Genomic DNA, 26,085 nt, shown 5'->3' with positions numbered 1-26,085 from the left:
CTAGGCGGGTCAGTCGGTAAGAGTGTCCGTCGGCAACAACGCCCGCAGCCGCCGAGTCGTCGCCTCGTATTCGACGTAAGCGCGCGAGTTATCCGGGCCACCAGCGGCCATCAGCTCGTCGTGCGCGATCGCCTGCTCCGCGATCACCGACGCGAGCAGCACCAGAAACCGGGCCGAGCGTTCGGAGCGAACCGCCATCTCGGCGGAGCCAGGCAGACCCCGCTCGGCGAACCCCTCGAACACGGCGGTGTTCTCCCGTTGCTTCTCCGCCAGCAACCGGCAGGTCGCCGATTGCTGGCGGAGTTGGTCGGCATAAGCCACCTGCGGCGAAGCGGCATCCCCGGGCTGGCTCACGCCCGACATGATGCCCGTTCTCCGCCGCGGGCAGCCACCGGCTTAGAACACCACCACCGTGAACACGGCGGAGACGGCGGTGGCGAACAGGGTGGTTTCGGGGTGGTAGACCCGCAGCGTCAGCGTCGCGGAGACGTTCAGCCGGACGCCGAGGTCGAAGTCGTTGTCCGGTGCGCACGAGGCGGAGGCGAGGTTCACCCAGGCCCCGGCCTGAGTTTGCTCCTGCAGGTACAGGAGTCCGCCGTCGTCGGCGCGACCTGCCGGGCCAGTCGCGAAGTGCCCGTGGATCCGGAGCTCCTCGCCCTTGCGCACCTTGGCCTTGACCGGTCCGGCCTTGATGTGGACGGGCGTCTTCTTCCCCGCCTGGTGCGCGGCCGGAGCACTGGCCCGCGGGACGGCCGCCGCGGCAGGTGCGGTCAGGCAGAGGCCGCCGAGAGCGAGGGACAAGGCGAGACCGGCCCATCGGGCGGGTCGCCGCATCGAGGTAGTCATGCGCTTCACCGCAGTCCACTGCCACTCGCGCCGCTGCTCGATTCCCTCGACGGTCGGGGGACAGCCACCGGCAAGGGGGACAGCGTGACCGTCGGCAGAAGTTTCGTGACAGTGTTTTAAAACGGTGTTATGGTCGCTTTCGCACCCCAAGGAGGCGACCATGCACGGCCCTGCCCAGTTGTTCACCGTCATCGCGCTCGTATCGCTGCCGACCGTCATGTACGGCGGCTACGCGCTCAGCGGCGTCTTGCGCCGCGGCGACCTCACCGAGAAACAGCGCGGGTTCTTCCGCGCCGGACACGCCCACGCCGGCGTGCTGCTCGTCCTCACGCTCGCCGCGTTGCAGCTGGTCGAGCACGGCGGGCTCGGCGACACCGCGCGCTGGATCGTCTGCTTCCTGCTGCTGTTCGGCGTGCTCGCGCAGTCCGGCGGGTTCTTCCTCGCGATGCTGCGCACCCGCGTCGGCATGAGCGTCACCACCGGCGGCGCGGTGCTGCTCGGCGCGGCCATGCTGCTCACCGCCTACGGCGTCGCGTTCCCCTGACGAAATCGCTGGCGCCGGGTCGTTAAGCTTGATGACGTGCCTGAATACCTGTCAACTGCGCCTGTCAAGGGGACCCGAGACTTCCTCCCCGCCGAAATGTCCGTCCGCACGCAGGTGTTCGGCCATCTCTACGACGTGCTGGAGCGCTACGGCTACCTCCGCTACGACGGCCCGATCCTGGAACAGGCGGAGGTCTACGAGCGGAAGTCCGGCCAGGAGATCGCCGACCAGCAGCTGTACACGCTCACCACGCGCGGCGGCGAGCGGCTCGCGCTGCGCCCGGAGATGACGCCCTCGGTGGCCCGGATGATCGCCGGCCACGCGAAATCGCTGTCGTTCCCGGTGCGCTGGTACAGCCACCCGAACTGCCACCGCTACGAGCGCCCGCAGCGCGGCCGCGTCCGCGAGCACTGGCAGATCAACGCCGACATCTTCGGTTCGGAAAGCGCGAACTGCGAGATCGAGATGTTCGAGCTGATCCACGACCTGATGGGCGCGGTCGGCGCGAGCACGGACATGTTCGCGGTGCGCGTCAACGACCGGAACCTGCTGTCGTCGGCGCTGACCGACGTCGTCGGCATCTCGCCGGACCACCTGCCGCAGGTGTTCGCGCTCGTCGACCGGTGGGAGAAGACCTCGGCCGAGGAGCACGCGGCGAGCGCGGCCGAGATCGGGTTGTCGGACAAGCAGTACGAGAAGCTCGCCGAGACGCTCAGTGCCGGCCCGGCGCTGCTCGACGAACTGCCCGCGGAGGTCAAGGCCGAATCGAACCTGGTCAAGGTGCTCTCCAGCAGCGCGGCGAGCCTGGTCCGGTACGAGCCGCTGATCGTGCGCGGGCTGGCGTACTACACGTCGACCGTGTTCGAGGTCTTCGACACCTCGCCGCAGAACCGCCGCGCGCTGTTCGGCGGCGGCCGGTACAGCAACCTCGCCTCGATGTTCACGAAGGAGCAGATCTCCGGCATCGGGTTCGGCATGGGCGACGTGACGCTGATGGACTTCCTCGACACGCACGGCCTCACGCCGCAGCCGCGCAGCGAGGTCGACGTCACCGTCATCCCGGTCACCGAGGAGCTGGCGGACCCGGCCCGCGACGTCGCGACGACGCTGCGGAAGGCGGGCCTGCGCACGTCGACCCCGCTGGAACTGCGCAAACTGGGCAAGGAGCTCACGCGCGCGGACAAGGCGGGCGCGATCGCGGTCGTGATCGTGGGCGAGGAGGACTGGGCGGCGGGCCGGGTGACGGTCCGGAGCCTGGCCACCCGCGAGCAGCAGCAGGTCGCGCTGGCGGATGTACCGGCGGCGGTGCGGGCGATGGTCTCGCCTGCCTGATTTTCGCCAAGACGGGCGTCGGTCTCCGGACCGGCGCCCGTCTTGTTTGTCCGTCGAGTCGCGGATCCGGTGCGGTTTCGTCACTCACGGCAGCCGGCCGCCGCCGAATCGGCCACCCGACTGGACGCTCCACAATGGACAGTCAAGATCGCCGCGTCCGCGCCGCGCGCCGGGGTCGATGGTCCACTGACTGGGACGACGGGCGGGTCGGATCCAGGTTTCTCCGGCTTCTCGGGCCTGGTCGGCGCCCTCGGAGTTGATTCGAGCACGCTTGGTTGTCATTGCAGGGTCGTCATGATCGGTTCTTTGTAGTACCCTTGCGTAGTCGAGGTTGATCGCCTTCGTTGCGAACCCTTGACTTGGCCTGTTGCCGGAGGTCGACCCCCAGGGCTTCCGGTGACAGGCCTCTTTACGTTCCCCGCACCGGCTTTCGGCCCGCTCAGCGGAGCGAGTGCTGCTCACATGAGCGTCGCGGCAAGGGTTCCGCCGAGTTCGGTCACCGCTTCCAGCGCGGCTTTGCCCGGTTCGCCCGTCACGAGCACCGGCTCGGCCACCCGGGTCCAGCCGAGCCCGGTCGTGATCGCGTCGAGTTGCCGTACGGTCCCGGACGTGTCGTTGTTGCCGTGCACGTACGCCCCGAACGGGCGGCCTTTCGTCGAGTCCAGGCACGGGTAGTACACGGTGTCGAAGAAATGTTTCAACGCGCCGCTCATGCTGCCGAGGTTCGCCGGCGTACCGAGGAGGTAGCCGTCCGCGGCCAGCACGTCGGCCGCCGTCGCGCCGAGCGCGGGACGGCGGACCACGTCGACGCCTTCGATGTCCGGGTGGTTCGCGCCGGCGAGCGCGGCCTCGAACATCGCCTGCATCGACGGCGACGGCGTGTGGTGCACGATCAGCAACGTGGGCATGGTTCTCCCGTCAGCGCAGCAGTGCGGTGATCTCCTCGCGGACCGCGTCGAGCACTTCCGTCGCACTGCGCCGCGCGTCGGCGAGCTCGCCGGTCACCGGAGCCACCACTTGCAGGTACGCCTTCAGTTTCGGTTCCGTGCCGGACGGCCGCACTACGACACGCACGCCATCGCCGCTCAGCCGGAGCACGTCGGCGTCCGGCAGGAGGTCTTCGAGCGCCACCGGCACCCCGCCGAGCGTGGCGGGCGGGTTCGCGCGCAGCTCGGCCATGAGGCGGCCGCGCACGGAAAGATCGGTGACCCGCAACGAGACTTGATCGGTGAGGTGCACGCCGTGCCGGGTCGCGATGTCGTCGAGGACGTCGAGCAGGGTGCGGCCGTCAGCCTTGAGCGTGGCGGCAAGGTCCGCGCCCGCGACCGCGGCGGAGATGCCGTCCTTGTCGCGAACAAAGCTCGGGTTCACGCACAGCCCGAGGGCTTCCTCGTACGCGAACTCCAAACCCTCGCCCGCGCGGACCAGCCATTTGAACCCGGTGAGCGTCTCGGCGTAGCGCGCGCCTTTTTCCTTCGCCACTTCGCCGAGCAGCGACGAGGACACGATCGTGGTGGCCACCAACGGATCTGGATTGTCCGTTGTGGACAGAACGTGCGCTCCGAGCAGGACGCCGGTCTCGTCGCCGCGCAGCATCCGCCAGCCGTCGGGGCCGCGGACGCCGAGCGCGCACCGGTCGGCGTCCGGGTCGAGCGCCACCGCGAGATCGGCGTCCACTTCGGACGCCAGTGCCAGCAGGAGGTCGGTCGCGCCGGGTTCCTCGGGGTTGGGGAATGAGACGGTGGGGAAGTCGGCGTCCGGTTCGGACTGCGCGGAAACCAAGTGCACGTCAGTGAATCCGGCCCGCGACAACGCAGCTCGCAGGGTCTCCGCGCCGACGCCGTGCAGCGCCGTCGCGGCGATCCGCAGCTCGCGCGTCGTGCCGCGCGGCAGCGCCCCGACCGCGGAAAGGTATGCCTCTCGCGGGTCGACGACCTCGGCACCGGGCTTGCGCGGAATGCTCCGGGTCGCCGGGGCCGACTGGATCGCGCGCTCGATTTCGCCGTCGGACGGCGGCACGATCTGCCCGCCGGTGGCGTCGTAAAGCTTGTACCCGTTGTCCGCGGGCGGGTTGTGCGACGCGGTGATCTGGATTCCGGCGACCGCGCCGTAGTGCAGCACCGAGAACGCCAGCACCGGCGTCGGCAACGGCTGCGGCAGCACCTTCACCGCGAATCCGGCGGCAGTCAGCACTTCGGCCGCCGCGGCGGCGAACGCCTCCGAACCGTGCCGCGCGTCCCGGCCGACCACGACCACGCCGCCCGTGTGCCCCCGCGCGGCGAGCCACGCGGCGACCCCCGCGGTGGTCCGCGTGACGACCGCGACGTTCATCCCGTTCGGACCCGCGCGCACCGGCCCGCGCAGACCCGCGGTGCCGAACTCCAGCGGCCCGGCCATCCGGTCGGCGATCTCCTCGGCCGCGCCGGGCTCCTTGCCCATCGCGCGGGCGAGGACGGCGGTCAGCTCCTCGCGCGACGCCGGATCCGGGTCGTCGGTGATCCAGCGGTAGACGGAATCGCGGAGGCGGGAATCGAGGCTGTCGGACACCCGGGCCAGCTTACGCGGATCCGGAAACCGGGTGGTGGCTGGCGATACGCTCGCGTGGTGCGCATTCTTTTCACTTCCCTCGCGTCTTACGGCCACCTCTATCCGTTGCTGCCGCTAGCCGTCGCCGCGCGCGACGCGGGCCACGACGTGGTTTTTGCGACCGCCCCCGACTTCCATCCGACGCTCGAAAAGGCAGGCCTCGAAACCGCCGCCGCCGGGCTGACCCTGCAGGAGGCGTTCGGCCGCCTGTTCTCCGGAGACACCCGCAGCCGCCACGAGGTCCCGGAAGCCGAGCTGAACGAGGCGATCGGCAAGGGGTTCGGCCGGCTGCTGCCCACCGAGTTCATGACCGACCTCGCCCCGGTGCTCGCCGAGCGGAAACCGGACCTGGTCGTGTACGAAATGGGCAATCCGGGCGGCGCGTTCGCCGCGCACCGGGCCGGGATTCCCGCGATCGCACACGGATTCGGCCGGGTTTCGCCCGGCGGTCTGGTGGAGCACATCGCCAAGCGGATCGGCGAGCTGGCCGCCGAACTCGGCCTCACCGGGGACAGCAGGCTGTTCTGGGGCCATCCGTTCGTGGACATCTGCCCGCCGTCGGTGCAGGCGCCGGAGTTCGTCGCCGGGGCCCGGCGCGTGCCGCTGCGCCCGGTCGGCTGGAGCGAACCGGGCGAGCTGCCGTCCGGCATCGAAGGCCGCGACCGCAGCCGTCCGCTGGTGTACCTGACGCTCGGCACCACCGGAGCGAGCCAGGCGCATCTGCTGACGTCGGCGTTGCAGGGCCTGGCCTCGCTCGACGTAGACGTGCTGGTGGCGACCGGTCCGTCCGTCGACGTCGAGGCGCTCGGCGAGGTGCCGTCGAATGTGCGGCTGGAGGCGTGGGTTCCGCAGTCGGAACTGCTGCCGCACGTCGATCTGGTGGCGCATCACGGCGGAAGCGGGACCACGCTGGGCGCGTTCGCCGCCGGGGTGCCGCAGCTGGTGTTGCCGCAAGGCGCGGATCAGTTCACCAACGCCGCCGCGGTGGTCGAGGCCGGTGCGGGCGCGAAGCTCCTCGGTGACGAACTGACGGCGGACGCGGTTCGGGAAGCGGCTGGCCGGTTGCTGTCCGACAGCACGGTGGCGGACGTCGTGCGCGGGCTGGCTGCGGAGGTCGCTGGGATGCCTTCGCCGGAAGAAGTGGTCGCGCAGCTGCCGCAGTACGTCTGAGCTGCTTGCGCCCCAATGTGGCATTGGGTGCGTGGGATGCACCGAACGCCACATTGGGTGCGTAGGACGCATCCAATGCCACATTGGGGCGCTCGCCGGAACTCACGCGCGGGCGACAAGTTCCTTCAGCAGCGAGCCCATCCGCGTCGCCGACTGCCGCCCGGCCTCGAGGACTTCCTCGTGGTTGAGCGGCTCGCCGGTCATGCCCGCGGCCAGGTTCGTGACCAGCGACAGCCCGAACACCTCGAGCCCGGCCGCGCGTGCGGCGATCGCCTCCAGCACGGTCGACATGCCGACCAGGTCCGCGCCCATGGTGCGCAGCATCCGGATCTCGGCGGGCGTTTCGAAGTGCGGCCCGGGCAGGCCCGCGTACACGCCCTCCTCCAGCGAATCGTCGATCTCCCGCGCCAGGTCGCGCAGCCGCTTGGCATAGAGATCGGTGAGGTCGACGAAGTTCGCGCCGACGATCGGGGAGCGCGCGGTCAGGTTGAGGTGGTCGGAGATCAGCACCGGCTGCCCGACGCTCATGCCCGCGCGCAGCCCGCCGGCCGCGTTGGTGAGCAGCACCGTCTTCGCGCCCGCAGCCGCGGCCGTGCGCACGTTCTGCACGACCGGCTCGATGCCCTTGCCCTCGTAGAAATGCGTGCGGCCGAGCAGGACCAGCGCGCGCTTCTCGCCGACCCGCAATGACCGCACCGTGCCGCCGTGGCCGACGGCTCCGGGCGGGGTGAAGCCCGGCAGTTCGCCGAACGGGATCTCCGCGTCGGCGGTTCCGATCACGTCCGCGGCCGGACGCCAGCCCGAACCCAGCACCACGGCGATGTCGTGCTTCTCGACGCCGGTGCGCTCGGCGATGACGGCCGCGGCCGCCTCCTCCAGGTTGCTCATGCCGCCGAGCGTATCCGGGCGCTGCGCACGGCGAGGAACGCGACCAGGCCGAACGGTGACAGGAAGATCGTCAGCAGGAGCAGCGGGCTGAGCACCCACCACGGGACCCGGTGCGTGCGCGCCTCGAAAAACATCCAGCGCGCGATGAACAGGTCGAACGCGATGAGGTGTGCCCAGACCAGCGCGGCCCCGTACGACGTGCTCAGGAACCCTTGCAGGACACCGAGATCCGGCCGTTGCATGGCGTGCCACAGCTCCCCGAAGTGCGGGATGGCCAGCACGAAGTACCAGACCAGCGGCAGCAGCGGCACCCACGGCGAGGCCAGGATCCGGCGGGTGCCGCGCCAGCCGGGCAGGAAAATCATCAGCGCCCAGAACGGCACCGCGACCGGAAAGGTCCAGGCGAAGACGGTCAGGTCGCTCACCGGACCGCCTTGCGGACCGGCACCAGCACCGACGCCGCGACAGCCGCCGCGATGACGCCGACCAGCAGGCCGGCCGCGGCCAGCGTCGTGCCGCTCGGGTAGATGAGCGGCTCGCCGCGTTCGGCCTGCCAGAGGATCAAGCCGACGAGACCCGCGTAGCCGATCGAACCCGTCCACACCAGCCGCACGCGCACCGCGCTCTCGCGCAGCCGGGGCAGTCGCGTCGCGAGCACCGCGAGGCCGAAAGCCAAGAGCGGCAACGCTTGCAGGCCGTGCAGACCGATGAAGTGCGCGATGCGCAGGTCGCCGCCGGTGGTGCTCCAGCCGAGCAGCGGAAGACCGGGGCCGCCGTCCGCGACGCCGACGCTGTGCGCGCCGATGAGGTCGGAATGGCCGGTGGCCTTGATCGCGGCCCGCTCGATCGGAGTCGGCTGGGTCATGGTCGCGCCGAGGCCGGCACCGATCAGCGCGACGACCGCGCCGGTGCGCACCGCCCAGTACACCGCGCGATCCTCGATCTTGGTGAACATGAGCGCGACGGTGCCCACGAGCGTGGCCAGCCAGAGTCCCGCCACCATCACGCCCATCGCCTGGAACAGCGCGGAGTCGAACGGGGACGTGTTCGCGAAGTGGCTCGGCCGGGCGCGGGCCGCCTGGAACGCCATCGCCACGTACTCGGCGGCGAACAGCACGACGGCGACTGTCGTGGCGGCGCTCGCGACCTTGTGCAACTTGCCGCGCAGCAGCGAAACGAGCCAGCTCCAGGTGAAGAAGTAGAGCCCGCCGGACACGGCGAACTTGAACGGCTTCGCCCAGACCGGCGCGCCGAGCAGGGTCCGGTGGTCGATCAGCATCGCCGCGATGGACAGCACGGTCGCGACGGCCATCGCCCCGGCGAACCACAGCGAGGGCCGGTGCCAGGTGCGCATCCGTGCGGTGTTCAGCGTCGCGGGCGGGTCGACAGTGGTGGTCATGAGGTTCCTCCCAGTATGGATAGTGCTGCTCTCCACTATGGGAAGTTAAACTATCCATCCTGAGATGTCCTCAGGGTTTTTCCCGGAAGTCCGGAAGTAGGGTCGAGCGGGTGCGGATGGCAGAGCTGAGCGCCGAGTCCGGGATCCCGGTGGCGACGATCAAGTACTACCTGCGGGAGGGGCTGCTCCCGGCCGGTGAGCGGACCAGTCCGAACCAGGCACGCTACGGCGAGGAGCACGTGCGGCGGCTGAAGCTGATCCGGGCGCTGGTCGAGGTCGGCGGATTGTCGGTGGCGACCGTGCGGGAGGTTGTCGCGGCGGTTGATTCAGATCGGGCCGCGTACAACGTGCTGGGGGTGGCGCAGCGGGCGTTGACCGGGTTCAAGGCTGAAGTGCCCACTGATGATCGGGAGTGGGCGATGGGGTTGCTTACCTCGCTGGCCAAGGAGCACGGGTGGAAGTTCGGGCCGGACAATCCGGTGGCGGATCTGCTGGTGGGGACGCTGTGCACGATTCGTTCGCTGGGGCATCAGGCGTTGCTTGATCAGATCGGGCGGTATGCGGAGCTCGCTGATCGGATTGCTGAGGCTGACTTGGACACGCTTGAGGCTGGGGTGTCTATGGATCGGATTGTTGAGGCCGCGGTGGTGGGGACTGTGTTGGGGGATCGGTTGTTTGAGGGGTTGCGGAGGTTGGCTCAGGCTGCTGAGACTGCGCGGCGGTATACGGAGGGGTGAGCCTGTTCGGGGCTGCTCGTCGCCTGGCGGCGACATTGCGCACGGTGGTTGCGTGGGGCACCCCGAAGCTTGATTGTGCTGACGGTCTGGGGGTGCTTGTCAAGGCGGGAAAGATGCCTTGACAAGCACCCCCAGACCGCAGGGACGCTTCATATCGGGGTGCAGGGGAGGGGCTGGGTGCCTCGATTTTTGGGTGCAGCGGTGGCGGTTATGAGGTTGCCGGGAAAGACAGGGTTGGTGCGATTTGGTTAAAGGTGGCGGAGCCGGTGTCTTCTTGTTCTGCCGGAACGGTCAGCGATAGCAGCCACAGGGTGTTGTCGGCTTGTTTGATCAGGGCGTAGGTCGCGCGGGTGATCACGGCGTCCGGGTTGGCGGAGCGGCTTTGTGCTCGTTCTACTGCGCGGAACATGACTTCTACGCCGTTGTTTGTTTGCACTGGTTCTCGGGTGAAGTTGAATGAATCCTGCGAACCTGAAGAGCGCAGCGCCGCCATCGCGTCGTTGAGCGAGTACTTCTCGTAGAAGTTCGGGATTCGTTCCAGGCGCAGGGATTGGCGGCCGTCCGGGGAAAGGTATTGGACGACTGTCGAGGCACCATAGGCGGATTTTCGCGAGGCGATGAAGCGTTTCCATCCTTCGGGCACAGAGACGGTGTATTCGCTGTCGCGCGAGACGTTCGCGGTTGCGCTGGCGTTGCCGTGTTGGGGGACCAGTTTCAGCGGCTCCGAGGAGCCCGCGACGGTGCCCAGGGTGGCCAGCACTCCGGTTTCCGGGCTTTGTGGGGGCAGCAGGTTTTGGCCGCTCACCACGCGAGCCAGTGCGAAACCGCCGCCGCAGGCCAGGGCGAACAGGACCATGGAAGCGACTGCCAGCATCGCCGTTGCTTTGCCGCTGCGGCGTGGGGGTGGGGGCGGCAGCGGGGCGGGCAGCGGGGGTGCGGCCGGTAGTGGCGGAGCGGGGGTGAAGGCGGGGGCGGAACCGGTGTTTCCCGAGCGCATGAAGGGCAGCGGGCCTGGGTCCGCGGCCAGTGCGGCGGGTTGATCGGGGGTGTCGGGTTTCGGGGCGACCGTTTTGATGACCTGGGTGTCGGTCGCGTCCAGGTGGGCGGCCGTCTTTTTGCCGTCTGGGGTGCGGAACAGTTCTGGGCCGAACAGGTCCAGGGCGGCCTTGTTCTGCATGGGGTAGAGACGGTGGCGCACCTCGCGCAGCGAGATTCGCTTTTCCGGCTCCTTTTTCATCAACGCCGCGATGACGTCGGCCAGCGGGCCTGGCTTCGGGCGCGGGACTTTGCCGTTGACGACCTTGCCGACGGTTTCCAAAGGGTCGCCGTCCGCGTCGTATGGGGGTGCGCCTTCGACGGCGGCGAAAAGCGTCGCGCCAAGGCCCCACAGGTCGGCGTTGGGGGTGACCGCGCCGCCGGAAGCGACTTCCGGCGAGATGTAGGCGGGCGAACCCAGCATGATTCCGGTTCGGGTCATGGTGGCTTCGGAGACGTTGCGGGCGATGCCGAAGTCGGTGAGCTTGATTCGGCCGTCGCTGGCGACCAGGACGTTGCCCGGCTTCACGTCACGGTGCGTGATGCCTGCGTCGTGGGCGGCTTCGAGGGCCGCCGCGACCGCGATGCCGACGGCTGCGGCCTGCTCCACCGTCAGGGGGCCGTGGTCGCGCAGCAGGTGGGCGAGGCTGCGCGACGGCAGCAGCTCCATCACGACGAACGGGGCGTCGTTCTCGCGCGCGACGTCGTGCAGGGTGATGACGTTCGGATGCGACAGCACCGCGATCGCGCGGGCCTCGCGCAGCGTGCGCTCGCGGAGTTCGTCCGCCTGTTCGGCGGGAATGCCCGGCGGCACCTTCATCTCCTTGACCGCGACCGGGCGGTGCAGGAACTCGTCGTAAGCCGACCAGACCGTGCCCATCGACCCCGACCCCAGAACCGATCGCAGCCGGTAGCGCCCGGCTACTACCCGCGGCTGGTCGCCGCCGGTCGACGGCTCGGCGTTCGCGGAGCCGGTGCTGTCGGTGTTGCCGGGCTGGTCCAGGTCGCTGTTCTCCGAGGGCACCCCATGATTGTGGCCCAAGCCGCCGACACTCTTCGACTCAGCACCGCTACCCCTGAGTTCACCCGTACGGGGGGCGAGCAGAGTCACAGGTGCGGGTGGTGGCCTGCCTCTACCATCACTGGGTATGACGAACGTGGCTGGTCCGGAGTCGGCGCCGACTTCCGAGCCCGGGCTCGCGCTCGCGGCGGAGTTCCCGACCGCGGACCGTGCCCAGTGGCAGGAGCTGGTGGCGGGAGTGCTGCGCAAGAGCGGCAGGCTCCCCGAGGATTTCGCGGGTGCGCCGGAGAGCAAACTCGTCTCCCGCACCTACGACGGCATCGAAATCCAGCCGCTATACACGTCTGACGACGCGGGCGGCGACCTCGGCTTCCCCGGGTTGCCGCCGTTCGTGCGCGGTGCCCGGCCGGAGGGCGTGGTCGACACCGGGTGGGACATCCGGGTCCGTCACCAGCGGGAAGACGTCCGTGCGGCGAACGCGGCGATCCTCGCTGACCTCGAAGGCGGCGCGTCTTCGGTATGGCTGCGGCTCGGCGACGGTTCGCTGCCGATCTCGGCGCTCGCGGACGCGCTGAACGAGGTGTACGTCGGCCTCGCGCCGGTGGTCCTCGACGCCGGGGCGGAGTACGAAACCGCAGCTCAGGCGCTTCTCGACCTCTTCGCCGAGCGCGAGGTCCCGGCCAGCGAAGCCGTCGGCACGCTCGGTGCGGACCCGCTCGGCACCACGGCGCGCACCGGGCAGGCGCTGCCCCTCGGCCCAGCTGCCGAATTGGCCGCGAAGGTTGCCCCTAAGTACCCCAAGGTCCGCACGATCGTCGCCGACGGACTGCCGTTTCACGAGGCAGGCGGCTCCGATTCGCAGGAACTCGGCGCGACGATCGCGTCTGGCGTCGCTTATCTGCGGGCGCTCACCGAGGCCGGTCTGGACGTCGCCGCGGCGGCCGCGCAACTCGAGTTCCGGCTCGCCGCGACTGCCGATCAGTTCCTCACGATCGCCAAGTTCCGCGCCGCGCGCCGGCTGTGGGACCGGGTTCTCGAAGTTTCCGGCGCGGCTGCGGACGCGCGCGGGATGCATCAGCACGCGGTCACGTCGCCGTCGATGTTCACCCAGCGTGATCCGTGGGTGAACATGCTGCGCACCACCGTCGCCTGCTTCGCGGCTGGCGTCGGCGGCGCGGACGCGGTCACCGTGCTGCCGTTCGACGCGGCGATCGGCCTGCCGGACGCGTTTTCTTCGCGGATCGCCCGCAACACCAACGCGATCCTCATCGAGGAGTCGAAGCTGGGCAGCGTGATCGACCCGGCGGGCGGCTCCTGGTACGTCGAGAAGCTCACCGACGAACTCGCCGAAGCCGCGTGGCGCGAGTTCACCGCGATCGAGGCGGCGGGCGGCATCGAGGCCGAGCTGGCGTCCGGTGCACTCGCCGGACGGCTGGCCGAGACCTGGGAGAAACGCGCGAGCCGCCTCGCCACCCGGCGTGATCCGCTCACCGGCGTCAGCGAGTTCCCGAACCTGGGCGAAAAGCCGGTCACCCGCGAGCCGGTTCCGTCCACTGTGGACGGCGGGCTGCCGCGGCACCGGTACGCCGAGGAGTACGAGAAGCTGCGCGACGCCTCCGACGCCTACCTCGCCGAGCACGGCGAGCGGCCGAAGGTTTTCCTGGCTACGCTGGGTCCGGTCGCCGCACACACCGGACGCGCGTCCTTTGCGACGAACCTGTTGCAGGCGGGCGGTATCGAGGCGGTGAACCCCGGCGCGACCGAAGATCTGCCCGGCGCGTTCCGCGAGAGCGGCGCGAAGGTCGCGTGCGTCTGCGGCACCGATGCGGCGTACGAGGAACAGGCCGCGTCCGTCGCGGCGTCGCTCGGCGCGGACAGCGTTCTGTTGGCGGGCAAGGGAACCTACGACGGAATCAGCGGCAATTTGTATGCCGGGTGCGACGCGCTCGAAGTCCTGACCAGCCTCCACGCACAGCTGGGAGTCTCCGCATGAGCATCCCGAATTTCGCCGACGTCCCGCTCGGCACTCCCGAGCCCGGCGACCGAGCCGCGTGGGCACAGGCGGTACAGGAAGCCACCGGCAAAGGCCCGGACGCGCTGGCCTGGGAAACCCCCGAGGGCATCGGCGTGAAGCCGGTCTACACCGCCGCTGATCTGTCCGATGTGGACTTCCTCGGCACGTACCCTGGCATCGCGCCCTACCTGCGCGGGCCGTACCCGACGATGTACGTCAACCAGCCCTGGACGATCCGCCAGTACGCCGGGTTCTCCACCGCCCAGGAGTCCAACGCCTTCTACCGCCGCAACCTCGCGGCCGGGCAGAAGGGCCTGTCGGTCGCGTTCGACCTCGCGACCCACCGCGGCTACGACTCCGACCACCCGCGCGTGTCCGGCGACGTCGGCATGGCGGGCGTGGCGATCGACTCGATCTACGACATGCGCCAGCTGTTCGACGGCATCCCGCTCGACAAGATGTCCGTCTCGATGACGATGAACGGCGCGGTCCTGCCGGTGCTCGCGCTCTACGTGGTGGCGGCCGAGGAGCAGGGGGTGAAGCCGGAGCAGCTCGCGGGGACGATCCAGAACGACATCCTCAAGGAGTTCATGGTCCGCAACACCTACATCTACCCGCCGCAGCCGTCGATGCGGATCATCTCCGACATCTTCGGCTACACCTCGCAGCACATGCCTAAGTACAACTCGATCTCCATCTCCGGCTATCACATGCAGGAGGCCGGAGCGACCGCCGACCTGGAGCTGGCGTACACGCTCGCGGACGGCGTCGAGTACATCCGCGCGGGCGTCGAGGCGGGCCTGGACGTCGACAAGTTCGCGCCGCGGCTGTCGTTCTTCTGGGCTATCGGCATGAACTTCTTCATGGAGGTCGCGAAGTTGCGCGCCGCACGGCTGCTGTGGGCGAAGCTGGTTAAGCAGTTCGACCCGAAGTCGCAGAAGTCGCTGTCGCTGCGTACGCACTCTCAGACGTCAGGCTGGTCTCTCACCGCGCAGGACGTCTTCAACAACGTCACGCGTACGTGCGTCGAAGCGATGGCTGCTACCCAGGGGCACACACAGTCGTTGCACACCAACGCTCTCGACGAAGCGCTCGCGCTGCCCACCGACTTCTCCGCGCGGATCGCGCGCAACACACAGCTGTTGCTGCAGCAGGAATCCGGCACCACGCGCGTCATCGACCCGTGGGGCGGCAGCGCGTTCGTCGAGAAGCTCACGTACGACCTCGCGCGCAAGGCATGGGGCCACATCACCGAAGTCGAGGGCGCGGGCGGCATGGCGCGCGCGATCGACGAAGGCATCCCGAAGCTGCGCATCGAAGAGGCGGCCGCGCGTACGCAGGCGCGCATCGACTCGGGACGACAGCCGGTCATCGGTGTGAACAAGTACCAGGTCACCGACGACGAGCAGATCGACGTTCTGAAGGTCGACAACGCGGGCGTACGTGCACAGCAGCTCGAGAAGCTGCGTCGGCTGCGCGAAGAACGCGACCCGCAGGCCACCGAGGACGCGCTGCGCCGGCTCACCGAAGGCGCGCAGAACAACGGCAACCTGCTCGAGCTCGCCATCAACGCCGCGCGCGCGAAGGCCACCGTCGGCGAGATCTCCGACGCGCTGGAGAAGAACTGGGGCCGCCACTCCGGCCAGATCCGCACGATCTCCGGCGTCTACCGGGAAGAGGTGGGGAAGTCGGACAACGTCGAGAAGGCCCGCGAGCTGGTCGACAAATTCGCTGAAGACGAAGGCCGCCGCCCGCGCATCCTCGTCGCGAAAATGGGCCAGGACGGCCACGACCGCGGCCAGAAGGTGATCGCGACCGGCTTCGCCGACCTCGGCTTCGACGTCGACGTCGGCCCGCTGTTCTCCACCCCGGCCGAGGTCGCGCGCCAGGCGTCGGAAGCGGACGTGCATGTAATCGGCGTGTCGTCGCTTGCCGCCGGGCACCTCTCGCTGGTGCCCGCGCTGCGCCACGAGCTGGCCGAGCTGGGCCGCGAGGACATCATGGTCGTGGTCGGCGGCGTGATCCCGCCGCAGGACTACCCCGAGCTGCGCGAAGCGGGAGCGGCGGCGATCTTCGGCCCGGGCACGGTGCTCGCGGACGCCGCGATCGACCTGCTCCAGCAGCTGGCCGCGCAGGAGTCCTGAACCTTGCCGCGGCGGATCGACGTCGGCGAATACGCCAAGGGCGTGCTCGCGGGCGACCGGGGGACCCTGTCCAAGGCCATCACGCTGGTCGAATCGCATCGGGAGGACCACCGGCGGCAAGCGCAGGAACTGCTCGTCGAGCTGCTCCCGCACGCAGGCGGCGCGAAACGCGTCGGCATCACCGGCGTGCCCGGAGTCGGCAAGTCGACATTTATCGACCAGCTCGGCACCGACCTCACCACGGCCGGGCACCGGGTCGCGGTGCTGGCCGTCGACCCGTCCTCGACCCGCACCGGCGGTTCGATCCTCGGCGACAAGACCCGGATGGCGCGGCTGGCGGTCGACCCGAAGGCGTTCATCCGGCCGTCGCCGACGTCCGGCACGCTCGGCGGCGTCGCCCGCGCGACCCGCGAGACGATCGTGCTGATGGAAGCGGCCGGCTTCGACGTCGTGCTGGTGGAGACGGTCGGGGTCGGGCAGTCCGAGGTGACCGTGGCGAACATGGTCGACTGCTTCCTCTTCCTGACCCTGGCGCGCACCGGCGACCAGCTGCAGGGCATCAAAAAGGGCGTGCTGGAACTCGCCGACGTCATCGCGGTGAACAAGGCCGACGGCCCGCACGAACGCGACGCCAAGCGTGCCGCGCGCGAGCTGCAGGGCGCGCTGCGGATGATCTACGGCAAGGACGCGCTCTGGACACCGCCGGTGCTCACGTGCAGCGGACTCGAAGGCAGCGGCCTCGACGAGGTGTGGGCGGCGATCGGGAAACACCGTGAGGTGCTCACCGAATCGGGTGATCTTGGTGAACGGCGCAAACGTCAGCAGGTGGACTGGACCTGGTCGATGGTCCGCGAGCAGCTGCTCGACCGGCTCACCGCGCATCCGGCGGTCCGCGCGCAGGTAGCCGACGTGGAACGAGCCGTGCGCGACGGAGAACTCACCGCCACGCTGGCCGCGCAGCGGATCTTGGCGGCGTTCGCCGAACCGTCGTGAACCCCTCTTCTTGAACGTTGTCCAAGAAGAAAGACCGCTCTGCGCACAAGTGTCTTTTGACCGTCTCAGGGGCTTGTTGCGCCCGACGGTCGTCAGCACGGGGCGAGCGGACCCGGCTCCACCGCGTGGCGGCTGACGCGCCCGAGCTTCGGCGGGCACAATGCACGGTGACGGCGTAGAAGGGAAGTCATGGCGAAGGTGCGGGGACTGCTGCTGGCCGGTTTGCTCGGCGTGCTGCTCACCGGAGTGCTGCCGGTGGCGGCGTCCGCGGCGACCTCGGCTCCTGCCGCGGCCACCGTGGCGGTTGAGACGGCGATCACGCAGGTGAACGCGGTCCATCAGGCACCCCCGGGCCCGGTGCTGGACCCCACGCAGACCGACAAGGCCAACGCCGACAAGACGAAGAAGAACCTCATCGCGGGCGGGGCGGCGGTGGTGCTGCTCGCCATCGTGTTCTTCGGCCGCCGCCACCGCATCAAGCGCCGCAAGGCCCAAGGCGGCTGAGCTTTCCGGCGTTCACCCACGCCGAACTTCGTCAGCCGTTCGCCGCAGATCTTCTACCGGCCGTCTTGGTCGGAGCGCACCGCACCGCCGCTTGCCACCTGCATGGTGCACGATCGACTCCAATGCGTAAGACAGATCGATCGGCACGTTGCGTGTTCCCCTGCGCTCGTGTTGCGGGAGGAGGTGCGGCGTGACGGTGCTGGACTCACGGCCGGACGTTCCAGGTGACCACAACCCGATCGCGGCGCCCGGCGCGCTGCTCACCGAAGCCGGCGTCAGCATGGCTCCGGTGGAAGACCTTGGCGCGGGCCGCGGCCCGTTCTGGCTGGACGACTGGCTGCGCGCGAACGCGACCGACGTGCTCGCGTGGCGGCGGCACATCCACGCCCACCCCGAGCTGTCGCGCGACGAGTACGCGACGACCGAGCTGATCGTGTCGCTGCTGCGCCGGGTCGGGCTGAAGCCGTGGGTGCTGCCCGGCGGCACCGGCGTGGTGTGCGACATCGGCAAGGGCGAGCGCTGCGTCGCGCTGCGCGCGGACATCGACGCGCTGCCGCTGACCGAGGACACCGGCCTGCCGTACTCCTCCACCACCGAGGGCGCGGCGCACATGTGCGGCCACGACGCGCACACCGCGATCCTGCTCGGCGCCGGCCGCGCGCTCGCCGGCGCGCCCGAGCTGCCCGGCCGCGTGCGGCTGATCTTCCAGCCCGCGGAGGAGGTCATGCCCGGCGGCGCGCTGGACATGATCGCCGCGGGAGCCCTGGAAGGCGTCGAGCGCATCTACGGCCTGCACTGCGACCCGCGGCTCGAAGCGGGCAAGGTCGGCACCCGGGTCGGCGCGCTGACGTCCGCCGCCGACCTCATCGAACTGCGCCTCACCTCGCCCGGCGGCCACACGTCGCGGCCGCACCTCACCGCGGACCTCGTGTACGCGCTGGGCACGGTCATCACGTCGCTGCCGTCGGTGCTGTCCCGCCGCGTCGACCCGCGGTCCGGCACGGTGCTGGTGTGGGGCGCGGTGCACGCCGGACAGGCCGCGAACGCGGTGCCGCAGGACGGCGTCCTGCGCGGCACGCTGCGGACCGCCGACCACGAGGTGTGGAAGGCGCTGGAGCCGCTCGTCGCGTCGTCGGTGGAATCGCTGCTGGCCCCGACCGGAGTCGGCTTCTCGCTCGACTACCGGCGCGGCGTGCCGCCCGTGGTCTCCGACGCCGAGTCGACCGCGCTGATGCGCGCCGGCGTCGAGGCGGCGGTCGGCGAAGCGGGGCTCGCCGGGACGGAACAGTCGTCCGGCGGCGAGGACTTCGGCTGGTACCTCGAGCACGTCGGCGGTGCCTTCGCCCGGCTCGGCGTGTGGTCCGGCCCGCCCGCTCCGCAGGCCGACATCCACCGCCCGACGTTCGTCCTCGACGAGCGCGCGCTGCTCGTCGGAGTCCGCACTTTGGTGCACACCGCACTGGCCTCGCTGGCCTGAGTTATCCACAGGCTGCGGGCTGGTGTGGATAACTTGGGTGGGTGAGAGGTACCCCTCGCGCGGGGGTGTCAGCGGGGGATTACGCGCTGTGGTCTAGACCGCCGACGCTTTGGTCTTGGCCCGTTCACCGAGAGTCATTTCGGACTTTTGTGCTGCCGGGGCGAGCCTGTTGGCGGTTGGCTGCCGGTGATGGATTTCGTGTTGCGCGGCAACGGTTCTGGCGGAATTCGGGGCTGGCGGCGGCGCTGCGCTGACCTGATTTCTGCCGTCATTTTCGATCACGCGCTGCTGTTTTTCCTGCGCGCTGAGGTGCTCGATGCCCGTGTGGGTGAGCCTCTGCCGTGTGGTATTGGGCGGCTGTCCGGCCCGGCTGTGGATAGTCCGGAGACGCAGAGTTATCCACAGGGCGGTGCTGCTGGGGACAACTTCCGGCCCTCTGCTAGGGCGGGTGTGGATGACTCCGGAAACGAGCGTTCCAGGGCGACGGGAGCAAGGTCGGGGCAGCCGGGTTGGTTCGTCCTTCGAACGGCTGACGGATGGGGCGCGGGCGCTCGGGGACGGCTGAGGGCAGGGCAGCCGAGGGTCGGCCGGGCGGGGTTAGGCGAGGGCCGAGCGGGCGGGGCAGCGTCGGGCGAGGGCCGAGCAGGCGGGAAGCGTCAGCCGCTGATCCCGGTGCACGGCCGGGTGCGCAGATCGTCCACGTAGTCCACCGGAGCCCCGGCCGCCTCCGCGGCGTCCGCGAGCACCCCGAGATACCGCGCCGAGGGCAGCCCGCCCTCGTAGGCGTCCAGGACGTACAGCCAGGCCAGCACCGACCCGTCCATGGTCTGCACCCGCAGCCGGATCTTCGTGTGCATCCCCAGCTCGCCGCCTTCCCAGCGGTCGAGGCGTTCCTCATCGAGCGCGGTCACGTCGTAGATCACCACGAACACCCGAGACGACGGGTCCTCGACGATGGTGGCCAGCGCGCCTTCCCACCCGATGTCCTCGCCGCCGAAGGTCAGCCGCCAGCCTTCCAGCCAGCCGGTGCCCGCCATGGGCGAGTGCGGGGCGCGCTCCAGCATCTGGGCGGGCTCCATGTTGGATCCGTAAGCGGCATACAACGGCACGCGGCACAGCCTAGCGACCCTTCCTTCGCATATCCGGATGCACATGCCGTGTCCCGGGCACTTCGCCTGCCGGTCAGGTTCGCCGCGTAGGGTCAGGACCACCGCCAAGCACGTGTGACATAGGAGGACCCAGGTGACCAGGATCGTGATCATGGGTGGCGGCCCGGCGGGCTACGAAGCCGCCTTGGTCGCGGCGCAGCACGGCGCCGACGTGACGATCGTCGAGCGGGACGGCCTGGGCGGCGCCTGTGTCCTCTACGACTGCGTGCCCTCGAAGACGTTCATCGCGTCGTCCGGCGCGCTCGCGAAGATGCACGACCTCGGCGAGCTCGGCATCAACACCGACATGGCGGACACCACCGTCGACCTGCCGACCGTCCACGGACGAGTGAAAGGCCTCGCGCTCGCGCAGTCGGCCGACATCCGCGCCCGCGTGCAGCGTGAAGGCGTGCGCGTGATCACCGCCGAGGCCCGCTTCGCCGACGACGAGCCGGGTTTGGCCACCCACACGGTGGAAGTCACGCACGCCGACGGGAAGGTGGAATCGCTGTCCGCCGACGTCGTGCTGATCGCCACCGGCGCGACCCCGCGCGTGCTGCCCGGCGCGGTGCCGGACGGTGAGCGGATCCTGGACTGGCGGCAGCTGTACGACCTCACTGAGCTGCCCGAGCACCTCGCGGTGATCGGATCCGGCGTCACCGGTGCCGAGTTCGCCTCCGCGTACACCGAGATGGGCGTGAAGGTCACCGTCGTGTCCAGCCGCGACCGCGTGCTGCCGCACGAGGACGCCGACGCCGCCGCGGTGCTCGAAGAGGTCTTCACGCAGCGCGGCACCACGGTGGCCAAGCAGGCCCGTGCGGAACGCGTCGAGCGCACCGAGAAGGGCGTCGAAGTTCACCTGGCCGACGGTCGCGTGATCGAGGCAAGCCACGCGCTGATGACCGTCGGGTCCATCCCGAACACCGCCGACATCGGCCTCGACCGCGTCGGCATCGAACCCGGCCCCGGCGGCTTCATCGCGGTGGACCGGGTGTCGCGCACGAGCGTCCCCGGCGTCTACGCGGCGGGCGACTGCACCGGCGTGCTGATGCTCGCGTCCGTGGCGAGCATGCAGGGCCGCATCGCGATGTGGCACGCGCTGGGCGAGGGCGTCGCGCCGATCAAGCTCAAGACCGTCGCGGCGAACGTCTTCACCCACCCGGAGATCGCGACCGTCGGCATCAGCCAGCAGGCGATCGACTCCGGCGAGGTTCCCGCGCGCACGATCATGCTGCCGCTGGCCACCAACGCGCGCGCGAAGATGGAAGGCCTGCGCCGCGGTTTCGTGAAGCTGTTCTGCCGCCCCGCCACCGGCGTGGTGGTCGGCGGCGTGGTGGTCGCGCCGTCGGCGAGCGAGCTGATCCTGCCGATCGCGCTGGCCGTGCAGAACCAGCTGACGGTGGACCACCTCGCGCTGACGTTCTCGGTGTACCCGTCGCTGTCCGGATCGATCACCGAAGCGGGCCGTCAGCTCATGCGGCACGACGATCTGGACTGATTTTTCTCCTCCGGGCAACCCCGTGCCGCACACCGCGTCTTGCGGGGTGAAGACGTGTGGCACGGGGAAGGAACGAGGGTGCGCAAGAGCGCGATTTTCGCGGTGGCGGCGGCGATCGGACTGGCCGGGACAGCGGTCCCGGCGGTAGCGGCGGACGGGCCGGCCCCTGATCCGGTGACCGTGCAGCTGAACCAGGACACCGCGGTGCTGCACGGCCAGGTGAACGCCTACCAGCGCGGCTCGGACCCGAACCTGGCGCTCGCCTACTGCCCGGGCGCCAAGGCCGGTACGGCGACGTTCAGCTCGCCCGCGCTCGCGTTCTCGCAGTACTTCTACGGCGAGATGGTCGGGGTGAAGGCCACGATGAGCGCGCACGCGAAGCTGGTGCCTGGCACCAAACCCGGCAGCTATCCGCTCACCGTCACGTGCGACGGGAAGCAGTACAACGCGACGTTCACCGTGCCGGCCGCGCAGGTGTCCCGGGTGCCTCAGGGCGCGGCGAAAGCGGGCGACGGAAGCCTCGCCAGTTAATCGTCCATGCTTGCCAAAACCGCCGGAAAATTGTTTCCGGCGGTTTTTTCGTTCCCGGGGCAACCCCGCGGCGGGTGGAGACGTCTTGGTTGTTGTCGGAACGAAAACGCCCGGGCCGCAGGGGGAACTGCTGGCAGGGCGCGGATTCGCCGCTGTCGCATGCGGCGGGAATCGCATTTTTCATCAAGGGGAGTGTCATGAAGCGTACCGTTGTTTTCTCCGCCCTGGTCGCCGCCGGAATGCTTTCGGCCGCACCGGCTTTCGCCGCCGAAGCGCCCACTACGAGCACCACCGCTGCTCCGTCTTCCGCTCCTGCCACGGAGGAGCCGACGGACGACAACGCGGGTGTCCCGAAGGCGTTCATCCGCGTGCTGCCGTCGTCGGGCCACGCCGGGGACCGCGTCACGGTGCGCATCGGCTGCGAGGCCTCGGAAATCAAGAACCTGAACTCGGCGGCGCTGCAGTTCGGCAAGCTGCACCCGGTCGGCCCGCAGAACGACCCGTCGAAGGCTCCGATCTCGCAGGGCGCCGCGACCGTTCGCACCGGCGTGAAGCCCGGTGTGTACAAAGTGGCGTTCTCCTGCGGCAGCGCGGATCTCAGCACGAAGTTCACCGTGCTGGGCGCGAAACCCGCGCCGAAGCCGACGCCCACTCCCGCGCCCAAGCAGGTCAGCAAGGTCCCGTCGGGCGCCCCGCAGACCGGCGGCACGGACGGTCCGGTCGTGGACAGCCAGTCGAACCTGGGCCTGCCGATCGCGGCCGGCGCGATGGGCGTGCTCGCACTCGGCGGCACCGGGCTTGTGGTGGCGCGTCGTCGCCAGCGTGGCTGACTAGTCTCCTGGGCCTGGCTGCGTTTTCGCGGCCAGGCCTGGCCGGATCGGGGGAATGATGATCAGGAAGACAATCGCCGCGTCGGCCGTCGCGCTCGTCGCGCTGGTGTCCGGATGCTCGGTCGGCTCGACGACCGCGGCACCCGCTTCCAGCGGTCCGTCCGCTTCGTCGGCCGCGATGCCGAAATCGGAGCCGGTGTCGCTGGACATCCCGAGCATCGACGCGCATTCCAGCCTGGTGCCGCTCGGCCTCAATCCCGACAATTCGGTGCAGGTCCCGCCGGTCAGCACGCCGTTGCAGGCCGGTTGGTACGAAAACGGCCCGACGCCCGGCGAGGTCGGCCCCGCGGTGGTGCTCGGACACGTGGACGGAAACAAGCACAAAGGGATCTTCTACCGGCTCAAGGAAATGAAGCCGGGAGACGACGTAGACATCGCCCGCCGCGACGGCTCCACCGCACACTTCGAGGTGACCAAAGTGGACCAGGTGCCCAAAGACGTCTTCCCGAGCGACGCGGTCTACGGGGACACTTCGGACCCGCAACTGCGCCTGATCACCTGTGGCGGTGCGTTCGACCGGGCCGAGCACAGCTATGTGGACAACATCATCGTGTACGCCCACCTGGTGAACGGCTCGCACTGATCGGGCGATTGCCCGGGCATTGAAGAAGACGCCCCCGATTTTGTCGGTCCCCGGTGCGACACTGTGGCGGTTGGCACAAGTCTGGGAGGCGCGCATGATCACCAGGACAGAACCGTGGCCCGCGGGCACACCGTGCTGGGGCGACCTGATGGTGCCGGACCGCGACAAGGCGGTCACGTTTTACGAGGGTTTGCTGGGCTGGACAGTCGAATCCGGCGGCCCGGAGACCGGTTTTTACGGAATGGCGCAGATAGCCGGAAAACCGGTGGCGGGCATCGGCCAGATCCCGCCGGAGCAGGCCGGGATGCCGCCGATGTGGACGACGTACCTGTCAGTGTCCGATGTAGACAAAACAGTGGCCGCCGTCGCCGAGGCGGGCGGCCAGGTCATCGCCCCGCCGATGGACGTCCTGACCGAGGGCAGGATGGCCATCGCAACCGACCCGACCGGTGCGACGTTCGGCCTGTGGCAGCCCGGTCGGCATTCGGGAACGCAGGCCACTCTGACTCCGGGCGCGCCCGCGTGGAACGAATGCATGACGCGGGATTTCGCCGCGGCTAAGCAGTTTTATGGCGATGTGTTCGGGTACGGGTTCGGCGACATGTCCGGGCCTGGGTTCACCTATGCGACGTTGGACGTGGACGGTCGGCCCGTTGGCGGCCTTGGCGAGCTGTCCGCGGACAGCCCGGCGCAGCCTGGGTGGGTGACTTATTTCTGGACCGCGGACGCGGACGCATCGGCGGCGAGGGTCACCGAGCTGGGCGGGACAGTGGTGAACCCGCCGGTGGACACGCCCCATGGACGGCTGGTGGTCGCGGTGGATGACCAGGGGGCGGGATTTTCGTTGATGGCGCCGAACGCCCAGTCCGGTACCCAGGACGGGTGGGGATGATGCTGAAGCTGGGCTGACCTGGGCCGAGCCGGTGCCGGGTCGAGCCGCGCCAGAAGTACGTGAGGGGAACCCTGAGGCAATCAGATTCCCTCAGGGTTCCCCTCACGGCCATTCAGCCAGCCAAGCCGCACGCCATCGCGGCGGTCGTGCGACCGACCGCCCAGCAACTCGCCAGCCAGCGATCGCTCAAACGAGGCCCGGCGACGCGGTCAATGCCGCGCAGCCAGCGATCGCTCAAACGAGGCCCGGCGACGCGGTCAATGCCGCGCAGCCAGCGATCGCTCAAACGAGGCCCGGCGACGCGGCCAATGCCGCGCAGCCAGCCAACCCCACTGGAAGGATCAGTCCTCCACCCAGTCGAACGTCTTCGTGACCGCCTTCTTCCAGTTCCGGTACTCCTTCTCCCGCCGCGATTCGTCCATCGACGGGTCCCACTGCTTGTCCTTCGCCCAGTTGGTCCGGATGTCGTCCTCCGACTCCCAGAACCCCACCGCCAGCCCGGCCGCGTACGCAGCACCCAGTGCGGTCGTCTCGTTCACCACCGGACGGATCACTGGCACCCCGAGGATGTCCGCCTGGAACTGCATCAGCAGCTCGTTCACGACCATCCCGCCGTCGACCTTCAGCGACTTCAGCGGGACACCCGAGTCGGCGTTCATCGCGTCGATCACCTCGCGCGACTGGAACGCCGTCGCCTCCAGCACCGCCCGCGAGATGTGGCCCTTGTTCACGAACCGGGTCAGGCCGACGATCGCGCCGCGGGCGTCGGAGCGCCAGTACGGGGCGAACAGGCCCGAGAACGCCGGCACGAAGTACGCGCCGCCGTTGTCGTCGACCGTTCGGGCGAATTCCTCGATCTGGGCCGCCGACGAAATCAACCCCAGGTTGTCCCGCAGCCACTGCACGAGCGAACCGGTGACCGCGACCGAACCCTCCAGCGCGTACACCGTGTCGTTCGAGCCGATCTTGTAGCAGACCGTCGTCAGCAGGCCGTTCTCCGACAGCACCTTCTCCGTGCCGGTGTTCAGCAGCACGAAGTTGCCGGTGCCGTAAGTGTTCTTGGCCTCGCCCGGCGAAAGGCACGCCTGGCCGAACGTCGCCGCCTGCTGGTCGCCCAGGATGCCGGCGATCGGCACCTCGGCCAGCGCCCCGCGCGGGCGGACCTTGCCGTACACCTCCGACGACGACCGGATCTCCGGCAGCATCGACAGCGGAATCCCCATCTCCGCCGCGATGTCCTCGTCCCACTTCAGGGTGTCGAGGTCCATCAGCAGCGTGCGCGACGCGTTCGTCGGGTCGGTCACGTGCACGCCGCCGTCGGTGCCGCCGGTCATGTTCCACAGCACCCAGGTGTCCATGTTGCCGAACACCAGGTCGCCTGCCTCGGCCCTGGCCCGCGCGCCCTCGACGTTGTCGAGGATCCACTTGATCTTCGGGCCGGAGAAATACGTCGCGAGCGGGAGACCGGTCTTCGAGCGGTAGCGCTCCTGCCCGCCGCCGAGCGCTCCGAGCTCAGCGGCGATCTTGTCGGTGCGGGTGTCCTGCCAGACAATCGCGTTGTACACCGGCTTCCCGGTGTTGCGGTCCCACACGAGCGCCGTCTCGCGCTGGTTCGTGATGCCCACCGCGGCGATGTCGGTCGGGCGCAGGTCGGCCTTGGCGAGCGCGCCCGCCGCGACCGCGCGGGTGTTTTCCCAGATCTCCTCGGCGTTGTGCTCGACCCAGCCCGCCTTCGGGAAGATCTGCTCGTGCTCGCGCTGGTCGACCGCGACGACACGGCCGGAGTGGTCGAAGATCATGCAACGCGTCGACGTGGTGCCCTGGTCGATCGCGGCCACGTAGGAAGTCATGGA

The 26,085-nt window shown here is 69.4% G+C and carries 24 protein-coding genes; 14 read left to right on the top strand and 10 right to left on the bottom strand.

Annotation, left to right across the window (positions count from 1 at the left end):
- Positions 1 to 9: 9 nt before the first annotated feature.
- Positions 10 to 363 (bottom strand): hypothetical protein, encoded by a 354-nt coding sequence (locus AB5I40_RS22040; RefSeq protein ID WP_370940397.1) that lies wholly within the window; start codon positions 361 to 363, stop codon positions 10 to 12.
- Positions 364 to 396: 33 nt separating this feature from the next.
- Complete coding sequence (locus tag AB5I40_RS22035) at positions 397 to 846, bottom strand: hypothetical protein (protein WP_370940396.1); 450 nt, start codon at positions 844 to 846, stop codon at positions 397 to 399.
- Between the two features lie 160 nt (positions 847 to 1,006).
- Between AB5I40_RS22035 and AB5I40_RS22030 the strand changes: the two genes are divergently transcribed.
- Both AB5I40_RS22030 and hisS read left to right on the top strand, forming a co-directional pair.
- Complete coding sequence (locus AB5I40_RS22030) at positions 1,007 to 1,390, top strand: hypothetical protein (protein ID WP_370940395.1); 384 nt, start codon at positions 1,007 to 1,009, stop codon at positions 1,388 to 1,390.
- A gap of 36 nt (positions 1,391 to 1,426) precedes the next feature.
- Positions 1,427 to 2,722, top strand: a complete 1,296-nt coding sequence (hisS, locus tag AB5I40_RS22025; protein WP_370940394.1) for a histidine--tRNA ligase — start codon at positions 1,427 to 1,429, stop codon at positions 2,720 to 2,722.
- A gap of 458 nt (positions 2,723 to 3,180) precedes the next feature.
- On the opposite strand, the gene AB5I40_RS22020 is transcribed toward hisS, so the two are convergent.
- Together AB5I40_RS22020 and AB5I40_RS22015 are read right to left on the bottom strand one after the other, a co-directional pair.
- Positions 3,181 to 3,630: a flavodoxin family protein gene (locus tag AB5I40_RS22020; protein WP_370940393.1), complete on the bottom strand. Its 450-nt coding sequence runs from the start codon at positions 3,628 to 3,630 to the stop codon at positions 3,181 to 3,183.
- 10 nt (positions 3,631 to 3,640) lie between these two features.
- Positions 3,641 to 5,269 (bottom strand): phospho-sugar mutase, encoded by a 1,629-nt coding sequence (locus AB5I40_RS22015; protein ID WP_370940392.1) that lies wholly within the window; start codon positions 5,267 to 5,269, stop codon positions 3,641 to 3,643.
- A 57-nt stretch (positions 5,270 to 5,326) separates the two neighbouring features.
- Between AB5I40_RS22015 and AB5I40_RS22010 the strand changes: the two genes are divergently transcribed.
- Entirely contained in the window at positions 5,327 to 6,478 is a 1,152-nt protein-coding gene (locus AB5I40_RS22010) for a glycosyltransferase (RefSeq protein ID WP_370940391.1), read from the top strand.
- Between the two features lie 102 nt (positions 6,479 to 6,580).
- Here AB5I40_RS22010 and AB5I40_RS22005 read toward each other — a convergent pair whose 3' ends face one another.
- The 3 genes from AB5I40_RS22005 to AB5I40_RS21995 are packed head-to-tail and all read right to left on the bottom strand — an operon-like array spanning position 6,581 to position 8,765.
- On the bottom strand, positions 6,581 to 7,366 hold the full coding sequence (locus AB5I40_RS22005; protein WP_370940390.1) for a purine-nucleoside phosphorylase: 786 nt from the start codon (positions 7,364 to 7,366) through the stop codon (positions 6,581 to 6,583).
- Positions 7,363 to 7,791 (bottom strand): ABA4-like family protein, encoded by a 429-nt coding sequence (locus AB5I40_RS22000; protein WP_370940389.1) that lies wholly within the window; start codon positions 7,789 to 7,791, stop codon positions 7,363 to 7,365. The genes AB5I40_RS22005 and AB5I40_RS22000 overlap by 4 nt, the downstream gene beginning before the upstream one ends.
- Positions 7,788 to 8,765, bottom strand: coding sequence for a hypothetical protein (locus tag AB5I40_RS21995; protein ID WP_370940388.1), 978 nt, complete (start codon positions 8,763 to 8,765; stop codon positions 7,788 to 7,790). Before AB5I40_RS21995 ends, AB5I40_RS22000 begins: the two co-directional genes overlap by 4 nt.
- 116 nt (positions 8,766 to 8,881) lie before the next feature.
- Here AB5I40_RS21995 and AB5I40_RS21990 point away from each other — a divergent pair, with 116 nt between their 5' ends.
- Positions 8,882 to 9,502: a MerR family transcriptional regulator gene (locus AB5I40_RS21990; protein WP_370940573.1), complete on the top strand. Its 621-nt coding sequence runs from the start codon at positions 8,882 to 8,884 to the stop codon at positions 9,500 to 9,502.
- A gap of 208 nt (positions 9,503 to 9,710) precedes the next feature.
- Here AB5I40_RS21990 and AB5I40_RS21985 read toward each other — a convergent pair whose 3' ends face one another.
- Positions 9,711 to 11,444 carry a serine/threonine-protein kinase gene (locus AB5I40_RS21985; protein WP_370940572.1) on the bottom strand — a complete coding sequence of 578 codons (1,734 nt, stop codon included), beginning with the start codon at positions 11,442 to 11,444 and terminating at the stop codon, positions 9,711 to 9,713.
- 241 nt (positions 11,445 to 11,685) lie between these two features.
- Here AB5I40_RS21985 and AB5I40_RS21980 point away from each other — a divergent pair, with 241 nt between their 5' ends.
- The 5 genes from AB5I40_RS21980 to AB5I40_RS21960 all read left to right on the top strand — a co-directional run bounded on the left by AB5I40_RS21980 (position 11,686) and on the right by AB5I40_RS21960 (position 18,690).
- Positions 11,686 to 13,551, top strand: a complete 1,866-nt coding sequence (locus AB5I40_RS21980; RefSeq protein WP_370940387.1) for a methylmalonyl-CoA mutase family protein — start codon at positions 11,686 to 11,688, stop codon at positions 13,549 to 13,551.
- Positions 13,548 to 15,716, top strand: a complete 2,169-nt coding sequence (scpA, locus tag AB5I40_RS21975) for a methylmalonyl-CoA mutase (protein WP_344287501.1) — start codon at positions 13,548 to 13,550, stop codon at positions 15,714 to 15,716. The genes AB5I40_RS21980 and scpA overlap by 4 nt, the downstream gene beginning before the upstream one ends.
- Positions 15,717 to 15,719: 3 nt before the next feature.
- Positions 15,720 to 16,709, top strand: coding sequence for a methylmalonyl Co-A mutase-associated GTPase MeaB (meaB, locus tag AB5I40_RS21970; protein WP_370940386.1), 990 nt, complete (start codon positions 15,720 to 15,722; stop codon positions 16,707 to 16,709).
- A 189-nt stretch (positions 16,710 to 16,898) separates the two neighbouring features.
- Entirely contained in the window at positions 16,899 to 17,213 is a 315-nt protein-coding gene (locus tag AB5I40_RS21965) for a hypothetical protein (protein ID WP_370940385.1), read from the top strand.
- Positions 17,214 to 17,403: 190 nt separating this feature from the next.
- The gene (locus AB5I40_RS21960) at positions 17,404 to 18,690 is read left to right on the top strand and encodes an amidohydrolase (RefSeq protein ID WP_370940384.1); all 1,287 of its coding nucleotides are present in this window, start codon (positions 17,404 to 17,406) and stop codon (positions 18,688 to 18,690) included.
- A 656-nt stretch (positions 18,691 to 19,346) separates the two neighbouring features.
- Here the strand turns inward: AB5I40_RS21960 and AB5I40_RS21955 are convergent.
- The gene (locus AB5I40_RS21955; RefSeq protein WP_370940383.1) at positions 19,347 to 19,799 is read right to left on the bottom strand and encodes a gamma-glutamylcyclotransferase; all 453 of its coding nucleotides are present in this window, start codon (positions 19,797 to 19,799) and stop codon (positions 19,347 to 19,349) included.
- A gap of 133 nt (positions 19,800 to 19,932) precedes the next feature.
- Between AB5I40_RS21955 and AB5I40_RS21950 the strand changes: the two genes are divergently transcribed.
- The 5 genes from AB5I40_RS21950 to AB5I40_RS21930 all read left to right on the top strand — a co-directional run bounded on the left by AB5I40_RS21950 (position 19,933) and on the right by AB5I40_RS21930 (position 24,232).
- A complete protein-coding gene (locus AB5I40_RS21950) occupies positions 19,933 to 21,336 on the top strand; it encodes an NAD(P)H-quinone dehydrogenase (RefSeq protein WP_370940382.1) in 1,404 nt (467 codons plus the stop codon).
- A 78-nt stretch (positions 21,337 to 21,414) separates the two neighbouring features.
- Entirely contained in the window at positions 21,415 to 21,867 is a 453-nt protein-coding gene (locus tag AB5I40_RS21945; RefSeq protein ID WP_370940381.1) for a hypothetical protein, read from the top strand.
- Positions 21,868 to 22,064: 197 nt separating this feature from the next.
- Positions 22,065 to 22,697: a hypothetical protein gene (locus AB5I40_RS21940; RefSeq protein ID WP_370940380.1), complete on the top strand. Its 633-nt coding sequence runs from the start codon at positions 22,065 to 22,067 to the stop codon at positions 22,695 to 22,697.
- 58 nt (positions 22,698 to 22,755) lie between these two features.
- Positions 22,756 to 23,340 (top strand): class F sortase, encoded by a 585-nt coding sequence (locus tag AB5I40_RS21935; protein WP_370940571.1) that lies wholly within the window; start codon positions 22,756 to 22,758, stop codon positions 23,338 to 23,340.
- 94 nt (positions 23,341 to 23,434) lie between these two features.
- Positions 23,435 to 24,232 carry a VOC family protein gene (locus AB5I40_RS21930; protein ID WP_370940379.1) on the top strand — a complete coding sequence of 266 codons (798 nt, stop codon included), beginning with the start codon at positions 23,435 to 23,437 and terminating at the stop codon, positions 24,230 to 24,232.
- 341 nt (positions 24,233 to 24,573) lie between these two features.
- Here the strand turns inward: AB5I40_RS21930 and glpK are convergent, their stop codons facing one another.
- On the bottom strand, positions 24,574 to 26,082 hold the full coding sequence (glpK, locus tag AB5I40_RS21925; protein WP_370940378.1) for a glycerol kinase GlpK: 1,509 nt from the start codon (positions 26,080 to 26,082) through the stop codon (positions 24,574 to 24,576).
- Between the last annotated feature and the right edge of the window lie 3 nt (positions 26,083 to 26,085).

The organism is Amycolatopsis sp. cg13, from assembly GCF_041346965.1.
Classification (GTDB): Bacteria; Actinomycetota; Actinomycetes; order Mycobacteriales; family Pseudonocardiaceae; genus Amycolatopsis.
Note: the sequence above shows the minus strand (reverse complement) of the source record. Positions and strands in the feature narration are given on the sequence as shown.